The 24,376-nt window shown below is 67.8% G+C and carries 19 protein-coding genes and 1 pseudogene (1 of these 20 only partly in view); 18 read left to right on the forward strand and 2 right to left on the reverse strand.

Features of this window, described 5'->3' with window-relative positions:
* The 5 genes in view from BLT16_RS00055 to BLT16_RS00075 are tightly spaced (at most 28 nt apart) and all read left to right on the forward strand, a layout consistent with a single transcriptional unit that may run on beyond the window.
* On the forward strand, positions 1–2,827 hold the 3' end of the coding sequence (locus tag BLT16_RS00055; protein WP_176817114.1) for a calcium-binding protein. The gene continues 24,260 nt to the left of window position 1, outside the view; 2,827 of the gene's 27,087 nt are visible here — the last part of the coding sequence; its start codon lies beyond the left edge, outside the window; the stop codon is at positions 2,825–2,827.
* Positions 2,828–2,855: 28 nt separating this feature from the next.
* Positions 2,856–4,715 (forward strand): GAF domain-containing protein, encoded by a 1,860-nt coding sequence (locus tag BLT16_RS00060; RefSeq protein ID WP_176817115.1) that lies wholly within the window; start codon positions 2,856–2,858, stop codon positions 4,713–4,715.
* A 3-nt stretch (positions 4,716–4,718) separates the two neighbouring features.
* The gene (locus tag BLT16_RS00065) at positions 4,719–6,869 is read left to right on the forward strand and encodes an HlyD family efflux transporter periplasmic adaptor subunit (RefSeq protein ID WP_089656401.1); all 2,151 of its coding nucleotides are present in this window, start codon (positions 4,719–4,721) and stop codon (positions 6,867–6,869) included.
* 12 nt (positions 6,870–6,881) lie between these two features.
* The gene (locus tag BLT16_RS00070) at positions 6,882–8,840 is read left to right on the forward strand and encodes a preprotein translocase subunit SecA (RefSeq protein ID WP_089656402.1); all 1,959 of its coding nucleotides are present in this window, start codon (positions 6,882–6,884) and stop codon (positions 8,838–8,840) included.
* Positions 8,841–8,857: 17 nt separating this feature from the next.
* The gene (locus BLT16_RS00075) at positions 8,858–9,595 is read left to right on the forward strand and encodes an efflux RND transporter periplasmic adaptor subunit (RefSeq protein WP_089656403.1); all 738 of its coding nucleotides are present in this window, start codon (positions 8,858–8,860) and stop codon (positions 9,593–9,595) included.
* Between the two features lie 18 nt (positions 9,596–9,613).
* Here the strand turns inward: BLT16_RS00075 and BLT16_RS00080 are convergent, their stop codons facing one another.
* Positions 9,614–10,639, reverse strand: coding sequence for a LacI family DNA-binding transcriptional regulator (locus BLT16_RS00080; protein WP_089656404.1), 1,026 nt, complete (start codon positions 10,637–10,639; stop codon positions 9,614–9,616).
* 366 nt (positions 10,640–11,005) lie between these two features.
* Here BLT16_RS00080 and ltnD point away from each other — a divergent pair, with 366 nt between their 5' ends.
* The 13 genes and pseudogenes from ltnD (at position 11,006) to BLT16_RS00140 (ending at position 22,899) form a co-directional block, all read left to right on the forward strand.
* The gene (gene ltnD, locus BLT16_RS00085) at positions 11,006–11,950 is read left to right on the forward strand and encodes an L-threonate dehydrogenase (protein ID WP_089656405.1); all 945 of its coding nucleotides are present in this window, start codon (positions 11,006–11,008) and stop codon (positions 11,948–11,950) included.
* Positions 11,947–13,221, forward strand: a pseudogene (otnK, locus tag BLT16_RS20885) (3-oxo-tetronate kinase); the annotation flags it as partial. The gene ltnD and the pseudogene otnK, both read left to right, overlap by 4 nt.
* Before the next feature lie 24 nt (positions 13,222–13,245).
* On the forward strand, positions 13,246–13,917 hold the full coding sequence (gene otnC, locus BLT16_RS20890; RefSeq protein ID WP_218124387.1) for a 3-oxo-tetronate 4-phosphate decarboxylase: 672 nt from the start codon (positions 13,246–13,248) through the stop codon (positions 13,915–13,917).
* A gap of 24 nt (positions 13,918–13,941) precedes the next feature.
* Positions 13,942–14,742 carry a 2-oxo-tetronate isomerase gene (gene otnI / locus BLT16_RS00095; RefSeq protein ID WP_089656407.1) on the forward strand — a complete coding sequence of 267 codons (801 nt, stop codon included), beginning with the start codon at positions 13,942–13,944 and terminating at the stop codon, positions 14,740–14,742.
* Between the two features lie 35 nt (positions 14,743–14,777).
* Positions 14,778–15,740: a D-erythronate dehydrogenase gene (gene denD / locus BLT16_RS00100; protein ID WP_089656408.1), complete on the forward strand. Its 963-nt coding sequence runs from the start codon at positions 14,778–14,780 to the stop codon at positions 15,738–15,740.
* A gap of 374 nt (positions 15,741–16,114) precedes the next feature.
* A complete protein-coding gene (locus BLT16_RS00105) occupies positions 16,115–17,122 on the forward strand; it encodes a TRAP transporter substrate-binding protein (RefSeq protein ID WP_089656409.1) in 1,008 nt (335 codons plus the stop codon).
* A 55-nt stretch (positions 17,123–17,177) separates the two neighbouring features.
* Positions 17,178–17,774: a TRAP transporter small permease gene (locus BLT16_RS00110; protein WP_089656410.1), complete on the forward strand. Its 597-nt coding sequence runs from the start codon at positions 17,178–17,180 to the stop codon at positions 17,772–17,774.
* Complete coding sequence (locus BLT16_RS00115; protein WP_089656411.1) at positions 17,771–19,048, forward strand: TRAP transporter large permease; 1,278 nt, start codon at positions 17,771–17,773, stop codon at positions 19,046–19,048. The genes BLT16_RS00110 and BLT16_RS00115 overlap by 4 nt, the downstream gene beginning before the upstream one ends.
* A 12-nt stretch (positions 19,049–19,060) precedes the next feature.
* On the forward strand, positions 19,061–20,512 hold the full coding sequence (locus BLT16_RS00120) for an aldehyde dehydrogenase family protein (protein WP_176817116.1): 1,452 nt from the start codon (positions 19,061–19,063) through the stop codon (positions 20,510–20,512).
* Positions 20,513–20,554: 42 nt separating this feature from the next.
* A complete protein-coding gene (locus BLT16_RS00125; protein WP_245701367.1) occupies positions 20,555–21,451 on the forward strand; it encodes an NAD(P)-dependent oxidoreductase in 897 nt (298 codons plus the stop codon).
* A 33-nt stretch (positions 21,452–21,484) separates the two neighbouring features.
* On the forward strand, positions 21,485–22,249 hold the full coding sequence (hpaI, locus tag BLT16_RS00130) for a 4-hydroxy-2-oxoheptanedioate aldolase (RefSeq protein WP_089656413.1): 765 nt from the start codon (positions 21,485–21,487) through the stop codon (positions 22,247–22,249).
* A 175-nt stretch (positions 22,250–22,424) separates the two neighbouring features.
* Positions 22,425–22,649 (forward strand): type II toxin-antitoxin system RelB family antitoxin, encoded by a 225-nt coding sequence (relB, locus tag BLT16_RS00135; RefSeq protein ID WP_089656414.1) that lies wholly within the window; start codon positions 22,425–22,427, stop codon positions 22,647–22,649.
* Positions 22,633–22,899 (forward strand): type II toxin-antitoxin system RelE family toxin, encoded by a 267-nt coding sequence (locus BLT16_RS00140; RefSeq protein WP_218124379.1) that lies wholly within the window; start codon positions 22,633–22,635, stop codon positions 22,897–22,899. The genes relB and BLT16_RS00140 overlap by 17 nt, the downstream gene beginning before the upstream one ends.
* Positions 22,900–22,944: 45 nt before the next feature.
* Here the strand turns inward: BLT16_RS00140 and BLT16_RS00145 are convergent, their stop codons facing one another.
* Entirely contained in the window at positions 22,945–24,363 is a 1,419-nt protein-coding gene (locus BLT16_RS00145) for an FAD-binding oxidoreductase (protein ID WP_089656416.1), read from the reverse strand.
* Positions 24,364–24,376 lie beyond the last annotated feature (13 nt).

Genomic DNA, 24,376 nt, shown 5'->3' on the forward strand with positions numbered 1-24,376 from the left:
CCTGCTCGAGCCCGGCGCGGGGCCAAACGACCTGCGGCTGCTCGATAGCCAGCGAGTGATCGAAGTGCGCAGCACCGACCCTGCCAGCTATGGCAATAACCTCCTCGAGGTGCAGGGTGGTGACAACCTGCTGATCGGCGGTAGCGGCGCCAACCAGCTGTTCGGCGCCGAAGGCAATGACACCCTGGTCGGCAACCATGCCCGTGTGACCCTGGCCGAGACCAACCGGCTCACGGCGCTGGCCGAGTTGGTGACCCTGCCTAGCGAGCACGGTCGTGGTAGCGAACTGCACGGCGGCGGTGGCAGCAATGTGCTGGTTGGGGGCGAAGGCGGCGATATCATCACCGCGGGGCCGGCGGGCGGCGTCGATCCCGCGCTCGATCCGGCATTGCTGAGCTCGGTGGTGTTAGCCAATCACGGCACCCTGACCTGGGAGCAGGATGTGTTGGTCGAGGCCACCTCGCGCCTCGAGGCAGAGCAAGACGCGCCGCCCACGGACGCTGAGCTCAGGGCGCGTACCGGGGATAGCGACATCACCCTGCACGGTGGCCACAACTTGGTGTTGGGTGGTGCCGGTAATGATCGTATCGAGATCCGTGACGCCGGCGACGACGCAGACAACATCGTGTTGGGCGGCCGAGGTGAAGCGCAGTGGGATGCCCACGGCACCCTGCGTTCGCTGGTGACGCTGACCCCCACCCTCGCCACACATAACAGCGTCAGCCTCGAGAGCGGCAACCTGCTGTTCGCCGGTGGTAGCGGTAATGACAGCGTTAGCGTTACCCACGCCTCGACCACCAGTCGCCAACAGCTATTCGGCAACAACGTGGCGTTGGACTGGAACGCTGACGGCATCTTGACCCGGGCGGAGAGCATCGCGACGGATCGCGGCGGCGATATGACGGCCGCGGTGAATGCCGGTGACGTGCTGCTGGTGGGCGGCAGCGGCGATCTCGACCTCGAGATCGACGCGGCGTCGCAGCACAGCCAGCATCGCATTCTGGCCGACAACGGTGTCATGCACTGGGATGACCACGGCACCCTGCGCGAGATGATCACCAGTCGTCCAGATCTGGTCGCTACGTCGACGATTGACATCAACGCCGGTGACACGACCCTGCTCTCCGGGGCGGGCGATAGCGATATCACCATTGGCGATCAGGCCAGCGTGGTCGTCAGCCAGCCGGGGGAACTGGCGTGGAATGCGGCGGGCCACTTGGTCCGCGCAACCAGCACTGATCCTGGGGCTGCCGGCGATGCCGATGTCACCCTGGGGCACGGTGACAACCTGGTGATCGGCGGCGACGGGGATAACGTCATCACGGTGGGTGATGGCGACAACCTGGTCGCCGGCGACCACGCCGAGGCGCTGTTCGACGCTCAAGGCACCATCGTCAGCTTCACCTCTATCCACCACGCCCACGGCGGTGATGACACCATCACCACCGGTAGCGGCAATGACTGGGTGCTTGGTGGCTATGGTGGCGATACCATTACCGCCGCGGGTGGCGACAACGTCATCGTTGGCGACAACGGCCGCATCACGGCCCACGCCGACGGCACCCGCGCGCTGGTCGAGAGCCTCGATACGCGCCGTGCCACCGGTGGCTCTGATGTCATCACCACCGGCCACGGCGACGACCAGATCATCGCCGGGGTGGGCAACGACGAGACAGAGAATGCCGGCGGCGAGACCGTGGTGATCGGCGATCTGGGCCATATCCGCAGCAATGCCGATGGCCGCTATATCGAGGCCGAAACCGAGGCCAGCAACCTGGGTGGCAACAACACCCTGGTGGGCGGGGTGGATCGCGATATCCTGCTCGGCGGGCCGGGGAATGACTATCTCGACGGTGGCCAGGGCAACAATATCCTGCTCGGCGACTTCGGCCTCGTGACTCGCTTGGCCAGTGAGATCGTGGTCGAGACCAACAACCACTTCGAGGGTGGTAACGACACCCTGATCCTGGGGCCGGGGCGCAGCGTCGCCATCGGCGGCGGCGGCAACGACGCCTTCGACGGTAACTTCGACCGCGACACCATGATCGGCGACTTCGGTCGGGTGCGCATCGAGGTCAGCGGTGCCAGCGAGGCCGAGCAGGTCCAGGCCGTGGTGTCCCTGGCCCAGGGCCGCCTCGACCTGATCCGTCAGGTGCAGCAGGAGGTCTACACCGAGAATCAGTTCGAGGACGACACCGAGGAGCAGACGTCATCCTGGCAGGACCTGACGCCAGACGGCTTGTTCGGCGGTCGCTCGGTGGACAGCGTCGCTGCCGCGCGCACGGCTCAGCCGATCCAGGGACTGCAAGGGCTGCGCGAGCTGATCGACGACTGGGTCGAGCGTCAGCAGGGCGTTGGCCAGAGCAGCATGCGCGCGGCGATCGCCTCGGACGTGGCCGCCGAGATGGCCGAACCGGCAGCGCCAGACGCCTCACCCGGCGATGGCGATGCGGCGGTGACTGACGAGGCTGAGCAGCAAGAGACGCCGCCGGATGAGTCGGCTAGCGAGACGCCGGAGGACGTGCCCGCGGACGAGCAGCCCCAGGAGGAGCCGGTGCCGGACGCGGAAGATGACGTGATCGCCGAGTCGGACGACGCCAGCGCCGATGACCAGGACGAAGCAGCCCTCGAGGTGTCGTCTGCTGCACTGGGCAGCGGTCTGGCGGCGGCGCTGGCCTCAGCCAGTGGCTGGGGGATAGCCCGTCACGCGGGAGCCGGTGCACGTCATGGCGAGGCGCTCGCCGAGCTGCGGCGCCAGTGCGCTGCCAGCGACTGGCAGCGCGTATGCGAGTCCGACATTGATACCCACGATGAGGAGGAACAATGAGCCAGCAAGGCAGGTATCGGGAGCGCCGATGCAGCTAGACGATCAGGCAACGCGGGCGATTCAGGCCTGGCACGCCCAGGCCGAGAATGCCCAGGCATGGCTCGCCCGCCACTGCGCCTCGGCGCCGCAGCCGGAAGGCGCCCGCATCAGCGAAGGTGTCGTGCTGTGGCGCCAGGAGAGCGACTGGCTCCCGGTGGCGCTATGGCCAAGCGGCGCCGAGGGGCAGACGCTGCTGGGACTGGCCGATGATGTGCGCCAGGCGGCACGCGGGCTGGTCAGCCAGCTCGATGATGGGCATCTGGGTATCGGCTATCCGGTGCGTGATCCGGCGGATGACCAGCAGGGCACAGGCGCCTTGGTCGGCGCCGTGGCGCTTCGCGTGGCGTTACCGGCCTCACTGCACGACGACCAGCGCGCCCAGGCCGCCTTGATGCCGTTGATGCAGCGCCTAGAGGAGGGCGTGGCAGTACTCGAGCGCGATCTGGTTCAGCGCACCCATCGCGATACCCGACGGCGCCAGCAGACGCTGGCCAGGCAGCTCGAGTTGCTCGCGGCGGTGCTTGCCGAAAATCGCTTCAAGGCCGCCAGCATGCAGCTGGTGACACGCCTTGCGACCCTGTTCAACGCCGAGCGAGTGACTCTGGGCTGGCAGCGTGGCGCACGCTGCCGCGTGGTGCAGATCTCCCACAGCGCACAGTTCAACCGCAAGATGAACCGCATCCGTGCCACCGAGCTCGCCATGAGCGAGTGCCTCGATCAGCGCGCCAGCGTTGCCGTACCGCCCCCCGAGGAGGCCGCCGACCATGCCCGTCGAGTCAGCCACGCGCACCGTCGACTGCAGGAGATGACCGGCCTGCCCAGTGTGCTGACGCTGCCCTGTCTCGACGACGGCAAGCCGCTTGGCGCGGTCACCCTGGAGCGTGAAGCGGCATTCAGCGCGGAGGAGGCGGATGCCCTCGAGAGCCTGATGGCGCTGTGCACTCGCGCGCTGGAGGAGAAGCGTCTCAACGACCGGCCGCTGCCGGTCAAGGCGGCGGTGGCGGTGGGCCAGCAGTGCGCGCGGCTGGTCGGTCCGGGTTATCTCGGCTACAAGCTCACGGCGATCGTGCTGGGCGCGGCGGTGGCCTTCGCGACCCTGGCCACCGGGACGGAGCGGGTGGCGGCCGACGCCACCCTGGAGAGCCTCGAGCAGCAGGTGCTGGCAGCACCGTTTCGCGGCTATATCGATGCGGCGCTGGTGCGTCCCGGCGATACCGTGGCGATGGGCGAGGTGCTGGCCGAGATGGACACCCGCGAGCTGGTGCTCGAGCAGTTGCAGTGGCAGAGCGAGCTGGCCAAGCTGGCGCGTCAGGAACAGCAGCAGCGCGCCGCCGGCGAGCGTGCCGCGGTCAATGTGATCGGTGCTCAGCAGGATCAGGCCCAAGCGCGCCTGGAGCTGGTCGAATCGCGCCTGCAGCGCGCCTCACTGCAGGCACCGTTCGCCGGGCGTGTGCTCAGTGGCGACCTTACCCAGCGACTCGGCGGCGTGGTCGAGCAGGGCGAAGAACTGTTTCGTCTCTCGCCGCTGGACGCCTACCGCATCGAGCTCGAGGTGCCCGAAGGGCGCATCGATGCGCTGCGCGAAGGGCAGAAGGGCGAGCTGGTGCTGGCGGCAATGACCGGCGAGCGTTTCGCCTTCGAGGTCGAGCGCCTGACCCCGCAGACCCGCAGCGTCGATGGCAGCAATCGTTTCGTGGTCGAAGCCAGCCTGGAGAGCGACGACCGCGAGCTGCGGCCCGGCATGCAGGGGGTGGGCAGGATCGAGGTGGGCGAGGCGCGCCTGATCAGCATCTGGACCCGCGAACTGGTCGACTGGCTGCGGCTGACGCTATGGCGATGGTGGGGATAACGCATGGCCGGTCCGCTATTCAGCCAGCAGTGGCACCGCGTCGCCGAACTGCGGTTGCGGCTGCGTCAGCACACCAGCCTGCACCGCCACGAGTACCGCGGCGAACCCTGGTACGTGCTCTACGACAACATCACCGGCCAGGTGCATCGCTTCACCCCGGAGGCCTATCAGATCATCGGACGGCTGGACGGGCGCCGAACCCTGGGCGAGATCTGGGAGCAGGTCAGCCACTCGCTGGGCGATGCCATGCCTACCCAGCACGAGCTGGTACAGCTGATTGGCCGTCTCCACGGGGCCAACGTGCTGGCCGGCGACGGCGAGGTGGATGTCGACGAGCTGGCGCGGCGGCAGACTCGGCAGCGTCGCAGCAAGTGGCTGCAGATGCTGCGCTCTCCGCTGGGCATCCGCATTCCGCTGCTCGACCCGGAGCGCTTCGTGGCAGCGACCTACCCGCTGGTCAGGCCGTTGATCAGTCCGATCGGGGCGCTGCTGTGGCTGATCACGGTCGCCGCCGCCCTGGTGCTGGCTGCGATGCACTGGTCGTCACTCACCGACAACCTGGCCGACCGCGTGCTGAGCGTCGGCAACATTCTGCTGCTGGCGCTGATCTACCCGCTGATCAAGGCCATCCACGAGCTCGGCCACGCCTGGACCACCAAGGACGCCGGCGGCGAGGTGCACGAGATCGGCATCATGCTACTGGTGTTCTTCCCGGTGCCCTACGTCGACGCCAGTGCGGCGGCGGCCTGCCCCGACAAGTCGCGGCGCATGCTGGTGGGCGCGGCGGGCATCCTGGTGGAAGTCTTTCTGGCGGCGCTGGCGATGTTCGTATGGGCCATGGCCGAGCCCGGCATGCTGCGGGCGCTGGCCTTCAACGTGATGCTGATTGCCGGGGTCTCGACGCTGTTGTTCAACGGCAATCCGCTGCTGCGCTTCGATGCCTACTACGTGCTGGCCGACTACCTCGAGATCCCCAACCTGTTCAACCGCGCCAACCAGCAGGTCACCTATCTGGTCAAGCGCTACCTGCTCGGCCGCCGCGAGGTCACCAGTCAGGCCGAGTCGCGTCGCGAGAGTGCCTGGCTGGTAGTCTATGCGCTGGCGTCGTTCGCCTATCGGCTGGTGATCATGGTGTTCATCGCGGTGTTCGTCGCCACCCGCTATCTGTTCGTGGGGATCCTGCTGGCCCTCTGGTCGATCTCCATGACCCTGCTGTTACCTCTGCTCAAGATGCTCAAGACCATGATGGCCGATGATGCTTTGGAAGGCTCGCGTGGCAAGGCCTGGGGATGGCTGCTGGCCGCGCTGACGGCGGTGGGGGTAGCGCTGTTCGCCGTGCCGGCGCCCTATGCCACCAACGTGCATGGCGTGGTGGATACCGCCACGCCCAATCAACTGAGGCTGGGCGCCAGCGGTGAGCTCATCGCGCGCCATGTCGACAACGGCGCCGAGGTGCAGCGCGGTGAGAGGCTGATGGAGCTGGCCGCGCCGGAGCTGAGTACCGAGGTGGCACTGCTCGAGGCACAGCGCCGTGAGACACGGGAGCAGCTTACCGCCAGCGTCGGCGATGCCGGGGAGTTGGCGATCCTGCGCGAGACCCTGGCGCTGGTGGAGCGTCAGCTCGAGGATGCCGAGCAGCGCGTCGAGGCCACCCGCGTGGTCAGCCCGCGGGACGGCCTGCTGCTGATGCCCGAGGGTGAACCGCCGCTGGGCATGCACCTGGAGCGCGGCGCCGAGGTCGGGGTGGTGGCACGCCCCGAGGATCTGCGCATCCGCGCGCTGTTGCCGACCCATCGTGCCGAAACGGTGCGCGACGATGCCGAGACGGTCTCTCTGCGCCTGCCCGGCAGCGCCGAGACGCTGGCCTCGCGCCTGCAGTGGGTGTCACCCAGCTCGACGTTCGAGGTGCCAAGCGAAGTACTGACCCGCGACGGCGGTGGTCAGGTCGCCCTCGATCCCCAGGCCGAGCAGCCGCTGACGGCTTTTCGGCGCCACTACCTGGCTGATTTCAGCGCCGACGCGCTGGTCGAGCATGTGGCAATGCCCTCGCTGGGCAGCCGCGTACACGTGCGCATCGAGCATCCTGCCGAGCCGTTGGGCTACCGGCTGTGGCGCGGACTACGCCGGGCCTTCCTGAGGCTGTTCGATGTGTGAGGAGGCTGGCACATGGCGCTAGTCAAGCTGCCCGGGGATGTGATCGCGCGTCCCGAACGACGTATCCAGCCGCCGGGTGCGCTGGAGCCGGCCTGGCAGCGGCTCAGCGCGCGGCTGGCCCTGCCCGGCTGGCTGCGACTGTTGGTGCGGCGGGCCGCACTGCCGATGATCCACCGCCACGCACGGCGTTTACGCGAGCTGGACCCGGCGGCGTTAAACGCCTACCGCGATGACCTGCGGCGGCGGCTGCTGGCCGGTGGACTCTCGTGGCGCCGCACCCTCGAGGCGTTCGCACTGGTGCGTGAGGTGGCTAGACGCGAGCTGGGTATGGCCCATCACGACGTCCAGCTGCTGGGCGGTCTCACCCTGCTGGCCGGTCAGGTGGCAGAGATGCACACCGGCGAGGGCAAGACCCTCACCGCGACCCTGCCGGCGGCCACCGCGGCACTGGCCGGCATTCCGGTACACGTGGTCACCGTCAATGACTACCTGGCCGCGCGTGACGCCGAATCGATGCGCCCGGTGTATGCCGCATTGGGGCTCAGCGTCGGCGATATCGTCCACGAGCTGAGCCCGGCGCAGCGGCGCGACGCCTATGCCGCCGACGTGGTCTACTGCACCAACAAGGAGCTGCTGTTCGACTACCTGCGCGACACCCAGCAGCTAGGCCGCGATCGCCACCCGCTGATGGCCCATGCCGCCAGGCTCGAAGGGCGCCTGGAGCGCCGTCGGCTGCTGCTGCGCGGCCTGCACTTTGCCATCGTCGATGAGGCCGACAGCGTGATGCTCGACGAGGCGGGAACGCCGCTGATCCTGTCCGGCCCGGCGCCCCAGGATGCCCTCGACGTGGCGTTGCTCGACGAGCTCCTGGCCCTGGCTGGCGATTTCGAGGACGGCCGCGATTTCGTCCGCGAGCAGGGGGGGATTCACCTCACCGAGGCTGGTCGTCAGCGCCTCGAGCAGCAGGCCGAGACCCTGCTTGCCGGCCGCGGCAACCGCAGCGGCTGGCTGGGCCGCTCTCGGCGCGAATGGCTGCTGCAACAGGCACTGGTGGCCCGCTACCACTTCCAGCGTGACCATCACTACCTGGTGCGCGACGGCAAGGTGCTGATCATTGACGAGCATACCGGCCGGGTGATGGCCGATCGCAGCTGGGAGAAGGGGCTGCAGCAGATGATCGAGCGCCTCGAGGGCTGTGCGCCCAGCGATCCCAACGTCACCTTGGCTCGCCTTACCTACCAGCGCTTCTTTTGTCGCTACCAGCACCTTGCCGGGATGACCGGCACCGCTCATGAGGTGCGCCATGAGCTGTGGCGCAGCTATCGCCTTAGGGTGGTACCGATCCCCCCGCATCGGCCTAGTCGCCGGCGCTGGCTGGGGCACACCTGCGTCGACAGCGTGAGCCGCAAATGGCAGCGCGTGGCGGCGCATGCGCGTCGCCGCGCCGAGGCCGGACAGCCGGTGCTGATTGCCACCGTGACCCTCGGCGAGTCGGAAGCGCTGAGTGCCGAACTGTCCGACCAGAGCATTGCACACACCGTGCTCAACGCGCGCCAGGATGCCGAGGAAGCGGCAGTGGTGGCCAGCGCCGGCGAGTCAGGCGTGATTACCGTGGCCACCAGCATGGCCGGGCGCGGCACCGACATCGCCCTCGACGCGGCGGCCAGGGATGCCGGCGGCCTGCATGTGATCATCGCCGGACACCACGACGCCGCGCGGGTCGACCGCCAGATCGCCGGGCGCTGCGCCCGCCAGGGGGATCCTGGCAGCGTCGAATTCATCGTCTGCGGCGAGGAGGCACTGCTCGACGAGCTGGAGGATGACTGGCAGCCGGTAGCGGGGCGCCTGGTGAAGCGGCTGAGGCGTGCCCAGGCGCGACGCGAGGCGCGCCAGGCCCGTGCGCGGGCGCGCTTGACGCGTAGCGACTGGCGTGAAGACGATCTGCTGGGATTCAGCGGAAAAGGCGAATAACCCGAGGAGCCAATCAGGTGAAGGCAACGCACAGCACTCTCAAATATTGGGTCTTGTCATTGGCGGCGCTGGCCGCTGCCCCCGTGGTACACGCCGAATCGCTGGGCGTGGAGGACGTCAGCTGCCTGGTCGAGCCGGGTCGTCTGGCGACCCTCTCCAGTCAGCTGCCCGGCGTGATCGACGAGATTCAGGTCGCCCCCGGCGAAAGCGTCAGCCGTGGCGATACGCTGTTCACCCTCAAGCGCGAAGTGGAGCAGGCCAGCCGCAACCTGGAGCTGGCGCGCGCCGAGTATGCCGCGCGGCGCCTGCAGCGCAACCAGCGCATGATCGAGCAGGGCATGCTCAGCGACAGCGAGGCTGATGAACTCAACACCGACCTGCGCGTGGCTCGGCTGCAGGGAGAGCTGGCGGCCGCCCAGTTCGACCAGCGCACCAGCCAGGCCCCCTTCGACGGCGTGATTACCCAGCAGCACGCTGAAGAGGGGGAGTATATCGATGCCACGCCGGTACTCGAGCTGGCCCAGCTCGACCCGCTGCAGATCGAGGCGGTGCTGCCGCTGGCGGCCTACGGCACGGTGGCGGTGGGAGACGTCTACGAGGTGGCGCTGGCGAGCCCCGTGGAGCGGCGGATCAGCGCCGAGGTATCGCAGGTCGACAGCATCATCGATGCGTCCAGTGGCACCTTCGTGATTCAGCTGCGTCTCGACAACCCGGATGGCGAGATTCCCGCCGGCATCAACTGTCGGCTGTCATGACGCGGGTCTCGTCGCGGTCTAGCTGCTGTCACCGGGCAGCAGCGTGAACCCTACGTCCTGTCTCAGCGTCACCGGCTCGCCGGCCAGGCGGGCCAGCAGCTGCTCGGCGGCCAGCTGGCCCATGCGCTGTCGCGGTGAACGGATGGTGGTGAGCCGCGGCGTGACCTGCTGACCCAGCGGCAGGCCGTTGAAGCCGGCGATGGCGATGTCCTTGGGCACGCCGATGCCGAGCCGCTGGGCGTGGAGCAGGGCGCCGGTAGCCAGGTCGTCGTTGGCGAAGTGGATCGCATCGGCGCGGGGGTGGGTCGCCAGCACCTGGTCGAGGGCCAGCGCTCCCAGCTCGAGGCTGCCCAGGCGCGCCAGGTCGAGCAGCGGCGCCGCCAGCTCCGCGTCCTCCAGGACCTCGCGGTGCCCCGCGTAGCGCATGCCGGCACGGTAGTCCTCGGCCATGCGTGCCCCCACATAGACGATCTGGCGATAGCCGCGGCTGAGCAGGTGGTGAGTCATGCAGCGCCCGGCCGCGGTGTGATCCAGCCCGACGTTGAGATCCAGTGCCTCGCCCAGTTCCATCATCTCCATGATCGGATGATCCCACTGCTGCAGCAGCGAGCGGCAAGCGCTGCTGTGGCGCAGTCCGGCGGTGACCAGCGCCGAGCACGACCAGCCCAGGAAGGTGCGCACCAGCTGGGCCTCGCGATCGAGGTCGTAGTCGGTGTTGCCGAGCAGGATCTGGTAGCCGGCGTCCTCGAAGGTCTCCTGCAGGCCCTGGATCACCTCGATGAACACCGCGTTGGCCAGCGACGGCACGATGACCGCGATAAAGCGTGTGCTGGCCGAGGCCAGGCTGCCGGCCACCAGATTGGGCACATAGCCGAGCCGCTCGACGGTGGCGAGGATATGCCGGCGGGTCTCGGGATTGACGCGCTCCGGCGTATTCAGCGCCCGCGACACCGTGATCGACGAGACCCCCGCGGCCTCGGCGACCTGGGTCAGGGTAGGGCGTGCCGAGCCGCGGCGCCGCCGTGGGGTGGATGACTTAGACATTGGTCGCGTCCTTACACACCTGTCTTGCTGATGGCCGGTGACTCTACTAAAAAGGATGTTAGCGCTAACATGACAGCGCTGCTAGACGTCTTCGCTGGATAGCAGTCATTGCAAAAGAGCAGTCATCGCGAAAGAGCGGTGCAATCGTTGAGCCGAGCAAACGCATGGCAGCGGCACCGCTCGGGACTGATCCGGCGGCAGGCCTGCGAGGAGGCGCTGTAAACCCATCCATGGGCGCTACCTTGCGCCATCCATGGCGCAAACCTCCTCTTCGGCCTGCCCCCGGCGTCCCTCGCTGAAGCGATGGCCCATTCGGCACGAGCAGATCAAGCGTGGACCCATACCACGGCAAGGGGAGAGTAACCGGTGAGCCAGACCAGTAAGAGAACAGCTCCACGCGTCGGCGTCGTCGGCCTCGGCGCCATGGGCATGGGCAGCGCCCTGGCGCTCCACGAGCGTGGCCTGACGGTCACCGGCTGCGACGTGTCGCCCAGCGCCCGTGAGGCCTTCGTGGCCAAGGGCGGCAACAGTGTCGCGAGCCCGGCCGAGCTGGCCGACTGCGAGGTCGTGGTGCTGCTGGTGGTCAACGGCGAGCAGGTCGAGCAGGTGCTGTTCGGCGAGCACGGCCTGGTGGGCAAGCTCGCCGCAGGCAGCCTGGTCATCCAGTGTGCCACCGTGGCACCGAGCCAGGCCCGCGGCCTCGGCGAGCGCCTGGCCGCCGAGGGTCTGGCGATGCTCGATGCCCCGGTCAGCGGCGGGGCGGCCAAGGCGCACAGCGGTGACCTCTCGGTGATGGCCTCCGGCGATGCGGCGGCCTTCGACAAGGCCCAGCCGGTGCTCGACGCCATGGCCGCCACCGTCTACCGCCTGGGAGATAGCGCGGGTGTCGGCTCGAGCATGAAGCTGGTCAACCAGCTGTTGGCCGGGGTGCATATCGCCACCGCCGCCGAGGCCATGGCGCTGGGCATCCGCATGGGCCTCGACCCGGACACCGTGTATGAGGTGATCACCCACTCGGCGGGTAACTCCTGGATGTTCGAGAACCGCGTGCCGCATATCCTCGAAGGCGATTACACCCCGCTCTCGGCGGTGGACATCTTCGTCAAGGATCTCAATATCGTGCATCAGACCGGCCGCGAGCTGGCCATGCCCACGCCGGTGGCGGCGAGCGCCCTGCAGCAGTTCACCGCCGCCAAGGGCGCCGGCTTCGGCCGCGAGGACGACGCGGCGGTGATCAAGGTCTACCAGCGGCTGTCGGGCATCGCGCTGCCCGAGGCCGCCAATGACGCCGACGCAGGAGGTGACGCATGAGCCTGGTACTGGGTGCCATCGCCGACGACTTCACCGGCGCGACCGATCTCGCCAATAACCTGGTGCGCGCCGGCATGCGCTGTGTGCAGCTGATCGGCGTGCCCGACGACGCGCTCGACCTGGGCGACGTGGACGCGGTAGTGGTGGCGCTGAAATCGCGCTCCTGCCCGGTGGACGAGGCGGTGGCCGACTCCGTGGCCGCGCTCGAGTGGCTCCAGGCGCGCGGCGCACGTCAGTGCTTCTTCAAGTACTGCTCGACCTTCGACTCCACCGACGCGGGCAATATCGGCCCGGTGGCCGATGCCCTGATAGAACAGCTGGGCGGCGGTCAGACCGTGATGGTGCCGGCGTTTCCGACCAACGGCCGCAGCGTCTATCAAGGCCATCTGTTCGTCGGCGACCGGCTGCTCAACGACAGCGGCATGCAGCATCACCCGCTCAATCCGATGACCGATGCCGACCTGGTCAGGGTGCTGGGGCGCCAGACGCCGCATGCTGTTGGCCTGGCAGCGCGACCGACACTCGCGCGAGGCAGCGACGCGACGCGTGCCCACCTGGCCGACCTGGCAGCAGACGGCGTGCGCCATGTGATCTGCGACAGCCTGGACGAGCAGGATCTCGAGGTGCTGGCCGAGGCAGTGGTCGACTATCCGTTGGTTACCGGTGGCTCTGGCCTGGGGCAGGCGCTGCCAGAGCAGTATCGCCGCCGCGGCTGGCTGGCCGAGGTGAGCGAGCCGGGCCGGCTGGCGCCGGCCGCGGGGGGCGCGCTGGTGCTGTCGGGGAGCTGCTCGCGGGCAACCCTGGGCCAGGTGGCCGAGTTCCTCGCGCATCATCCCGGCATGGCCCTCGACCCCCTGCAGCTCGCCGAAGGCGAAGCCCATTTCGACGCCGCCCTGGCCTTTGCCCGTGAGCAGCTCGCCAGCGGCGGCCCGGTGCTGGTCTACGCCTCCGCCGACCCCGAGCAGGTCAAGGCCGCCCAGCAGTCGCTGGGCGTGGCGCGTGCCGGCGAGCTGGTGGAGCAGGCCCTGGGCAAGCTGGCGCGGACGCTGGTCGATGAAGGCGTCGGGCGCCTGGTGGTGGCCGGCGGCGAGAGCTCGGGGGCGGTGGTCTCGGCGCTGGGCATTCGCCAACTGCGCATCGGCGGCCAGATCGACCCCGGCGTGCCCTGGACTCAGACGCCGCTGCCGGGGCGCGAAGCGCCACTATCGCTGGCGCTCAAGTCGGGCAACTTCGGCGCTCAGGACTTCTTCACCCGCGCCTTCACGGTGCTCGACGAACTGACCGGAGGCCGACGCATGAGCGATCACAAGGCCCCCAGCGCGCATCTGGGACAGGAGAGCCAGCTGCGCGAACAGATCGCCACCCTGGGCAAGTCGCTGTTCGACCGCGGCCTGACCATGGGCTCCAGCGGCAATATCAGCGTGCGCCTCGACGACGGCGGCTGGCTGATGACGCCCACCAACGCCTGCCTGGGGCGGCTGGACCCGGGGAGCATCTCGCGCCTCGACGTCAACGGCGATTGGCAGGGCGGCGACAAGCCCACCAAGGAACACTTCCTGCACATGGCGATGTACGCCGAGCGGCCACGCTCCGGGGCCATTGTGCACCTGCACTCGACCCACTCGGTGGCGGTCTCCTGCCTGCCGGGCATCGACCCCTGCGACTGCATCCCGCCGCTGACTGCCTATTATGTCATGCGGGTGGGCAAGCTGCCGCTGGTGCCCTACCACATCCCCGGCGACCCCAGCCTGGGCGACGCGGTACGCGGCCTGGCGGGCCAGCACAGCGCGGTGCTGTTGGCCAACCACGGCCCGGTGGTGGCCGGCAAGAACCTCGAGGCCGCGGTGTATGCCACCGAGGAGCTGGAAGAGACCGCCAAGCTGTTCCTGATGCTGCGCGGCGAGAACCCGCGGGCGCTGACGCCGGAGCAGGTCGCCGAACTCGAAGCACGGTTTCCCCGAGACTGACCCGAAACGCACTGGATACCCATCATGATTCGACTGGCCGCCAACCTCAGCATGCTGTTCAACGAGCACGACTTCCTCGACCGCTTCGCGGCGGCGGCGCAGGCGGGCTTCCGCGGCGTTGAGTACCTGTTTCCCTATGAGCATGCCGCCGACACCCTGCGCGCACAGCTCGACCAGTACGGCCTCGAACAGGTGCTGTTCAACCTGCCGCCGGGGGACTGGGCGGCCGGCGAGCGCGGCCTGGCCAGCCTGCCGGGACGCGAAGCCGAGTTTCGCGACTCGGTGGCCGAGGCGCTGCGCTACGCCGAGGCGCTCAACTGCCCGCGGGTGCACGCCATGGCCGGGCTGCTGCCGACGGATGCCGACGAGGCGACCCGCGCTGCCCACCACGCCACCTATATCGACAACCTGCGCTTCGCCGCCCGCGAGGCCGCCAGGGTAGGGCGCGAGGTGCTGATCGAGCCGATCAACACCCGCGACATGCCGGGCTTCTTCCTCTCGCGCCAGGCCCAGGCCATGGCGGTGCTCGACGAGGTCGGCGAACCCAACCTGCGGCTGCAGTTCGACCTCTACCACTGCCAGATCATGGACGGCGACCTGACGCGCCACCTGGAGCGCCAGTTCCCCGCCGTCGGCCACGTGCAGATCGCCGGGGTGCCGGAGCGCCACGAGCCGGATGTAGGCGAGGTGTACTACCCGGCACTGTTCGCGCGCCTCGAGGCGCTGGGCTATGCCGGCTGGATCGGCTGCGAGTATCGTCCGGCGGGCGATACCCGTCGGGGCCTGGGCTGGGGCCAGGAGTACGGGCTTCAGCCACAGGGCTAAGGTCACACACAACGACAACCAGGACGCTACGCTTCATGCATATACTGATTACCGGCGCCGCCGGCTTTCTCGGCCAGCGCCTGCTGCAGCAACTGGTCGCCCGCGGTGAGCTGTGCGGCCAGCCGATCTCCCGCTTCACGCTGGTCGACCAGAGCGAGGCCGCCGTACCCGAGACCTCGGGGATTGCCTTCGATTGCCAGGCGCTGGATATCACCGCCCCCGGCGCCTGGGACGCTGTACTCGAGGGTCGCCCCGACGTCATCTACCACCTGGCGGCGGTGGTGAGTTCCGCCGCCGAGGCGGATCTCGACCTCGGCATGGCGGTGAACTTCGACGCCACCCGGGCGCTGCTGGAGGCCTGCCGTGCCCGCGAGCTCGGCGCGACCCGGCTGGTGATGGCCAGCTCGGTGGCCGCCTACGGCGGCGACCTGCCCGAGACCCTCGACGACATGACCGCGCTGCAGCCGCAGAACTCCTACGGCGCGCAGAAGGCGATGTGCGAGCTGCTGATCAACGACTACAGCCGGCGCGGCCTGGTCGATGGCCGGGTGCTGCGCCTGCCGACCATCGTGATTCGTCCCGGGCGGCCCAACGCCGCGGCGTCGAGCTTCGCCTCCAGCATCCTGCGCGAGCCGCTGGGCGGCGAGGAAGCGATCTGCCCGGTGCCGGTCGAGCAGCCGCTGTTCGTGATGTCGCCGGGCAAGGTGGTCGAGGCGCTGGTGCACGGCGCCGAGGTCGACGGCGAGGCGCTGGGCAAGTTCCGCGCCTTCATGCTGCCGGGGATCACGGTCACGGTTGCCGAGATGCTCGAGGGGCTGCGCCAGGTGGCCGGCGACGAGGCGGTAGCGCGAGTGCGCCACGAGCCCGACCCGCGCATCCAGGCCATCATCGCCAGCTGGCCGGCCCGCTTCGATACCGCCAAGGCCGACCGCCTGGGCTTCCCCGGCGATGACGATTTCAAGCAGATCATCGATGCGTTTGTGGCAGAACAACAGTGACCAGGCAACCAGTGCACCGGCGGTGACGCATAACGAGGGGTGACGGGGACAGGTCGTAGAGGAGGTTTGCGCCATGGGTTCGGAGCACTGCTCCGAACGAGCTGGCCATGGATGGCCAGCTCCGGTCCTGCAAGCGAAGCAGGATGCGAGAGCGCAGCAGGGCGCAAGGTAGCGCCCAGGGATGGGTTTACAGCGCCTCCTCGCAGGCCTGTCGCCGGATCAGCCCCGAGTGTTGCAAGCGCTGAACGGTGTTCTTGAACCTGAGTGAAGTAGGGCCTCTTCGACCACTGCGGCCCATGAGCAACCGACGCACTCCATGCGTCATCAATGGCACGGCGCCAAACGTCGTATCGACAACAATAGAGGAATACCAAATGACTCCACGCCTAGCTCGTCGTCCCCTGGTCACCGCCATCGGCGGTGCCGTCACACTCGGTCTGGCCAGCGTAGCCCTGCAGGCCCAGGCCGCCACCGAAATCAGCCTCGGCCATACGCTCTCCTCCACCTCCCACTATGCGGTAGGGGCCCAAGCCTTCAAGGAGACCCTGGAAGAACTCTCCGACGGCGCCTTCACCGTCACCGAGCACACCTCCGGCTCGCTGGGCGGTGAGCGCGAGATGATCGAAGGCCTGCAGATCGGCACCGTGGACATCGTGATCACCTCCACCGGGCCGCTCGGCAACTTCGTCCCCGAGACCTACGTGCTCGACCTGCCGTTCCTGTTCGAAGACTACGACCAGGCGCGCTGCGTGCTCGACGGTGAGCTCGGCGACGAGCTGCTGGCCAAGATGAGCGACCACGACCTGGTCGGCCTGGCCTGGTCCGAGAACGGCTTCCGCCACATGACCAACAGCCGCCGCGAGATCGCCTCACCGGCCGACGCCGATGGCCTGCGGGTGCGCACCATGGAGAACGAGGTTCACCAGGAAGCCTTCCGCCAGATGGGCGCGCGGCCCACGCCGATGGCATTCCCCGAGCTGTTCACCGCCCTGCAGCAGGGCACCGTGGACGGTCAGGAGAACCCCATCACGGTGATCGTGGCCACCAACTTCTGGGAAGTGCAGGACTACCTGTCGCTGACCGGCCACGTCTACTCGCCCTCCGCGGTGCTGGGGTCGCCGATCCTGCTCGACGGCCTCAGCGACGAGGAGCGTGAGTGGTTCCACGAGGCCGCCCGCGCCTCCGCAGAAGCCACCCGCGGAGAAGTCTCGCGCCTCGAAGAAGAGGGCGTGGCACTGCTCGAAGAGAACGGCATGACGGTCAAGACCGATATCGATATCGGCCCCTTCCAGGAAGCCGTTGAGCCGGCCTACGAGATCTTCACCGCCGAGCATGGCAGCGAGATGCTGGAGCGCATCCAGGCACAAGCCGCCAGCTGCTGATTCGACCCGCTAGCCCCCGGCACATGCCGGGGGCATCTTCGCTCTTGGTGATCCTATGCTCGCTGCATTTCTGCGCTTCGAGCACCAGCTGACGCGTCTGGCCATGGCCGTTGCGATTGTCATGCTGGTGATCTCGGTGACGCTCAGTTTCTATCAGGTGTTGACCCGCTTCGTGTTCAACGCCCCCTCGACCTGGACCGAAGTCGCCTCGCGGGCGGCGATGATCTGGTGCGTCTTCATGGCCGCGGCGGCCACCTTCCGCGGCGGCTACATGATGGCCGTGGAGGCCATCTACAAGGTCATACCCACACGTTTTGCGCTATGGCTGGAAACCGCCATCGTGCTGTGCTGCCTGCTGGTGCTGGGGGTGTTGATCTACTTCGGCATCCTGATGACCGGACGGGTCAGCAATCAGACCATGTCGGGGATGAACATCTCGATGTCCTACGCCTATGCGGCGATCCCCACCGGGTCGGCGTTCGCCATCGTGGCGGCCCTGGCGCGACTGTTTGCCCAGCTCAGCGGGCGCGAGCCGGTGGGGCCCGACAACAGCGAGGTCAGCCCCGAGGTCGAGCTGCAGCAGGTACAAGAGGCTCAGCACGACATCGCCGCTGGTGATGAACCTGGTGGCAAGGGAGGGTCGCGCTCATGAACCTGGTTATCGGACTCTCGCTGCTGATCCTGTTCGCCTTCGGCGTGCCGATCGCCATCTCGATCATGCTGGCCTCGATCATCGGCATCGAATTCTTCACCCGGCTGCCGCTGCTGCTGGTGCCGCAGCAGATGTTCATCGGCATCGACAAGTTTCCGCTGATGGCCATCCCGTTCTTCATCCTGGCCGGCAACCTGATGGCCGCCGGCGGGATCTCCCAGCGCCTGGTCGACCTGGCCAAGTCGATCGTCGGCCAGGTGCAGGGGGGCCTGGCGATGTCCTGCGTGCTGACCTGCATGATGTTCGCCGCGGTCTCCGGCTCCAGCGTGGCGACCACCTTCGCCATCGGCGCGATCCTGATCCCGGCGATGGTCAAGCACGGCTACCCGCGGCCGCTGGCGGCCTCGATCCAGGCCTCTTCGGCGGAGCTCGGGGTGCTGATTCCGCCGTCGATCCCGCTGATCCTCTACGGGGTCAGCACCGATACCTCCATTGGCCAGCTGTTCCTGGCCGGCGTGGGGCCGGGGTTCCTGATCGGCGGGGCGCTGATCCTGTTCCTCTACCTGTTCTGCAAGGCGCGCGGCTTCGGCAAGGAGGACTACAAGGACAGCACCGGCTTCGTCACCTCCTTCCAGCGCGCCTGGGCGGCGATGCTGATGCCGGTGGTGGTGATCGGCGGCATCTACGGCGGCGTATTCACCCCCACCGAGGCCTCGGCGGTGGCGGTGTTCTATGCACTGATCGTCGGCGGCTTCTACTACCGTGAACTGAAGCTGGGCGACCTGGTGCCGATCCTGCGCCAGAGCGTGATCTCCACCGCCGCGGTGATGCTGATCATCGCCGCCGCTTCGCTGTTCAGCTTCCTGCTCAGCCGCATCGGCCTGCCGGCGCAGATTGCCAATGCGGTCACCGCCGCCATCGACAACCCGCTGATGTTCCTGCTGGTGGTCAATGCCTTGCTGCTGGTGGTGGGCATGTTCATCGAGACCTCCGCCGCGATCCTGGTGCTGGCGCCGATTCTGACGCCGATCGCCATGCAGTTCGGCATTCATCCGGTACATTTCGGCCTGGTGATGGTGGTCAACCTGGCGCTGGGCATGATCACGCCGCCGCTGGGCGTGAACCTGTTTGCCGCCTGCGCGGTGGCCAAGATCTCACTGGACCAGATGCTGCCCTGGCTGCTGCGTTTCGTGCTGGTGGTCATGGCCTGTCTGATGCTGATCACCTATATGCCATGGATCTCCATGGGGTTGGTCAATCTGGTATATGGATAAAGGAGAATGACAATGATGGAGAGCCCTGCGATGCCGCCCCAGGCGGCGCTGATCGGCGGCGAATGGCAGGCCACCCCGGCCACCCTGGATATGGAAGCCCCGGCCAGCGGGCGGGTCACCACGCGTATCGCGCGCTGCCAGGCAGCGGACGTGGACGCCGCGGTGAGCGCCGCGCGCCGTGCCTTCGAGGGCGACTGGTCGCGCTGGAGTACCCGTGAACGCGGCGCCTGGTTGCTGGCCATGGCCGCCGTCATCGAGGCCGATCACGAGCACCTAGCGGCGCTGGAGTGCCTCGACACCGGCAAGCCGCTGACCCAGGCCCGTGCCGATATCACTGCCTGTGCGCGCTACTTCCGCTTCTACGGCGGCGGTGCCGACAAGCTGCACGGCGAGACCATCCCCTACGAGACCGGCGTCACGGTGATGACCCTGCGCGAACCCCATGGGGTCTGCGGCCAGATCATCCCCTGGAACTACCCGTCGCAGATTTTCGGCCGCTGCATTGCCGCGGCGCTGGCCACCGGCAATACGGTGGTGCTCAAGCCCGCCGAGGACGCCTGCCTGAGCGTGCTGCGACTGGCCGAGCTGGCCATGCAGCAGGGCCTGCCGGCTGGCGTTCTCAACGTGGTGCCGGGGCTCGGCCGCGAGGCCGGTGCGGCGCTGGCCTCGCACCCGGGAATCGATCATCTCTCCTTTACCGGCTCTCCGGAGACCGGCACCCAGGTGACCCAGGCGGCGGCGGTGCACCATGTGCCGGTGACCCTGGAGCTGGGTGGCAAGTCGCCGCAGATCGTGTTCGCCGATGCCGACCTCGACGCCGCCTTCGACAGCGTAGTGAAGGGGATCATCCAGAACGCCGGTCAGACCTGCTCGGCGGGCAGCCGGCTGCTGGTGCAGCGCGAGATCGCCGAGGCCTTCACCGGGCGCCTGGTGGAGCGCTTCGCGGCGCTGCGCTGCGATGCCGGTGAGGCCGACGCCGACTGCGGGCCGCTGATCAACGCCCGCCAGAAGTCGCGGCTCGAGGCACGCCTGGCCGCCGCCGAGGCCGATGGCATCCGCATCGCCGCCCGCGGCCAACTGGCCGAGGGGGCATCACAGGAGGGGCACTTCGTGGTGCCGCACCTGCTCAGCGAGATCCCCGCGGGGCATGCGGTGCTGCACGAGGAACTGTTCGGCCCGGTGCTGGCGGTGCAGGTCTTCGATGACGAAGCCGAAGCGCTGCGCCTGGCCAACGCCACCGACTTCGGCCTGTGTGCCGGGGTCTGGACCCGCGACGGCGGCCGCCAGCTGCGCCTGGCCCGCGGCATCCGCAGCGGCCAGGTGTTCGTCAACAACTACGGCGCCGGTGGCGGCATCGAGCTGCCGTTCGGCGGGGTGGGGCGCTCCGGCCACGGTCGCGAGAAGGGCTTCGAGGGGCTGCGCAGCTACACGAGGATCAAGACCGTGGCCATCAAGCATGACTGATGGGGCCCTTTTTTATACCGTTATCTTGCCATGGAGGCCACTATGAGCCGCTCTCCTGAATCATCTGATCGCATGTTTCGCATCGGTATTGTCGGCGTCGGGCTGATGGGCCACGGCATTGCCAAGAACCTGCTCCAGGCCGGGCATTCGCTGGCCTTTCTCGATCATCCTGGCAATCAACCGGTGGATGACCTGCTGGCGGCGGGCGCCCAGTCCCGGGCAAGCGCCCGCGAGGTGGCCGAATCGGCCGAGCTGGTACTGCTGTGCGTGACCGGCTCGCCGCAGGTCGAGGCGGTACTGTTCGAGCCCGGCGGCGTGCTGGAGGGCCTGGCCCCCGGGGCGGTGGTGGTCGACTGCTCCACCGCGCTGCCGAGTTCCACGCAACAGGTCGCGGCGCGCGTCACCCAGGCCGGCGGCCGCTTTATGGACGCCGCCATGACCCGCACTCCCAAGGAGGCCGAGGAGGGGCGCCTCAACCTGATCGTCGGCGCGCCCCAGGCGCTGTTCGACGAGGTGCGGCCGGTACTGGCGTGCTTCGCCGAGAATATCGCCCATGCGGGTGATGTCAGCGCCGGTCATACCCTCAAGCTGCTGCATAACTTCGTCTCGCTGGGTTTCTCGGCGGTACTCGCCGAAGCCGCGGCGGCGTCGCGGCGGGCCGGCATCGACGACGCCGCGCTGCTCGAGGTGCTCGGCAAGGGCGGCGGCGGCGGGGTGGTGTTCGAACGCCTGCGCCCCTATATCGCCGACGGTGACCCAGGCGGCTTCCGCTTCAGTGTCGCCAACGCCAGCAAGGACCTGGGCTACTATCACACCATGACCGACGAGCTCGGCGTCGAGCGCGGGGTCGCCGCGGCGGTCAATGCGCTTTACCAGAGCATCGACGATCCGGCGCTGACGGTGCCGGAGGTGATAGGCGAGCTCGAGCGCCGCGGTTAAACGCCAAGAAAGCGTCTACATAAGGGAAGCGTGATGCAGGAAAACGTCTTCAAGACCCGGCTGCTGGCGGGAGAGCCGCAGACCGGGATCTGGCTCGGCATGGCCAGCCCCTACGTTACCGAGATGGCCGCCACGGCGGGTTTCGACTGGCTGCTGCTCGACGCCGAGCACGCCCCCAACGATGTCGCCAGCCTGCTGGCCCAGCTGCAGGCCATGGCGCCCTACGTCAGCGCCCCGGTGGTACGCCCGCCGGTGGGCGACCCGGTGCTGATCAAACGCTATCTGGACATCGGCGTACAGAACCTGCTGGTGCCGATGGTCGAGTCGGCCGAGCAGGCCGCCGCGCTGGTGGCGGCGATGCGCTATCCCCCCGAGGGGATGCGCGGGGTGGGCCACGTGCTGTCGCGGGCGGCGCGCTGGGGGCAGGTAGCCGACTATCCGCAGCAGGCCAACCGCCAGATGTGCCTGCTGGTCCAGGTCGAGACCCTGCGTGGCCTGGAGAATCTCGAGGCGATTGCCGCGGTGGAAGGCGTCGACGGGGTCTTCATCGGGCCGGCGGATCTCTCCGCGGCGATGGGGCACCTCGGCGACCTGGGGCACCCCGACGTGGTGGCAGCGGTCGACGACGGCGTCGCGCGCATTCGCGCCGCCGGTAAGGCGGCGGGCATCGTCACCGTCGATGAAAGCGAGGCGCAGCGCTATCTCGATGCCGGCTGCACCTTCGTCGGCGTGGGGGTCGATACCGTGCTGTTCGTCGAGGCGCTGCGCGGCCTGGCGGGGCGTTTCGCGACGCGCTAGTCGGTGATGCAATCTCAATAGCGATTGGGGGCGTTCCAGGTTAAGAAAAAAACGGCGTTGCGTTGCCAGCTGAAAATTTTCTTGGTGTAGTCAACAAAATATTCTGGCAACTGGGCGGTGTGCTCAAAATTTCGGCTATACTTGTATAGCAAATCGCCTAGTGGAGGATTTTGGTATGTTGGCGTTGCGTCTACCGATCGAGATTGAAGAGCGCCTAGAGGCGCTGGCAAAGGCGACTGGCCGTACCAAGAGCTTCTACGCACGTGAGGCGATCCTCGAGCACCTGGATGATCTTGAGGATATCTACCTGGCCGAGAAGACCCTGGAGCAGGTGCGCCTCGGCGAGATGGAGACTCATAGCCTGGATGACGTGGAGCGCGAGCTTGGCCTGGAGGATTGAGCTCACGGACGAAGCGGTCAAGCAACTCAAGGCTATTGGCCATACGGATGCCCAGCGCATTCGGAACTTTCTGCGCCGACGCATCCAGCCATTGGATGATCCACGCCAGCTCGGCAAGCCCCTGACGGGTCGGCTGAGTCAGGTGTGGCGGTACCGTGTCGGCAACTACCGGATCATTGCCGATATTGACGACGCTACCATCCGCATCCTGGTCGTGCGCATCGCTCACCGTAGCAAGGTGTATCGGTAGCGAGACATCAGCGTTCAACGGATGGGGCATTAGGTTAGCCGAGCATCAGGACTGCGGCAGAATTCGCCCTGGGTTGAGCCCGTGCTCGGGATCGAACAGCGTCTTGATGCCGTCTGCCAGCTCGCGCTCCAGCGGCGACAGTCGCGCCAGGTAGGCGGCCTGCTTGGTGCGGCCGATGCCGTGCTCGGCGCTGATGCTGCCGCCGACCTCATCCACCACCTCGAACAGCAGAGCCTCCAGCTCATGCAGGTGGTCGTGCTTGTCGGCGTCTGCCATACCCCTGGGGGGCAGGACATTGACGTGCAGGTTGCCGTCGCCGACGTGGCCGTAGGCGATGATCTCGCAGTCCGGCGACGCCGCCATGATGGCGGTCGAGGCGCGCTCGACGACATCCGGAATCCGCGAAATGGGCACCGAGACATCGGTACGCAGGTGCTCGCCGTAGCGCCGCTGGCCCTCCAGCATGCTCTCGCGGAACTGCCACAGCTGCTGGCCCTGGGTGTCGCTGGCGGCCAGGGCGCCATCGAGCACCAGCTCGCGTTCCATGCCCTGTTCGAGCAGGTGTTCGAGCATCGCGCCGAGGTCCAATGGTCCACTGGCGGCGACCTCCATCAGCACATACCAGGGGTAAGCGTCGTCAAGTGGGTCGTTGAGTGTCGGCGTGGCTTCCATGGCCAGTTCCAGGCAGCGCCGCGGGATCAGCTCGAAGGCGCTAAGCAGGTCGCTGCAGTCGCGGCGCGCCAGCCCGTAGAGGGCAATCACCGCCTCCACCGAGGGCAGGCCGAGCAGCGCGGTGCGGCTCTGGGTCGCCCGCGGCGAGAGCTTGAGCACTGCGCCGGTGACGATCCCCAGGGTACCTTCACTGCCCAGCAGCAGCTGCTGCAGCGGGTAGCCGCGGTTGTCCTTATGCAGCGCCTTGAGGCCGTGCCAGATGCGTCCGTCGGCAAGCACCACCTCCAGCCCCAGTACCAGCTCGCGCATCATGCCGTAGCGCAGCACGTTGAGGCCGCCGGCGTTGGTGGCAATATTGCCACCGATCTGACAGCTGCCCTGGGCGCCCAGAGAGAGCGGGAAATCGCAGTCATGCTCGGCCGCCGCCTGCTTGACGTTGTCGAGGATACAGCCGGCGTCGACGGTCATGCTGAAGTTGATCGGATCGATGTCGCGGACCCGGTCCATGCGCTCCAGGCTGATCACCAGTTCACCGCCGTCGGCCGCCGGCAGGGCACCGGCTACCAGGCCGCTATGGCCGCCCTGTGGCGACACCGCCACGCCGTGCTGCCGGCACAGCCGCAGCGTCTCGGCGACCTCATCGGTGCTGGCCGGGCGGGCCACCGCCAGCGGCTGGCCGAGCCGTTCACCGGCCCAGTCGACGGTATAGCGGGTCATATCCTCGGGGTCGCGGAGCAGGCCGCGCTGGCCAAGGCGCTGGTGCAGGGCATCGAGTAGCGTGTCTGTGCTCATGAGCGTTGTTCTC

Source organism: Franzmannia pantelleriensis (assembly GCF_900102875.1).
Lineage (GTDB): Bacteria > Pseudomonadota > Gammaproteobacteria > Pseudomonadales > Halomonadaceae > Franzmannia > Franzmannia pantelleriensis.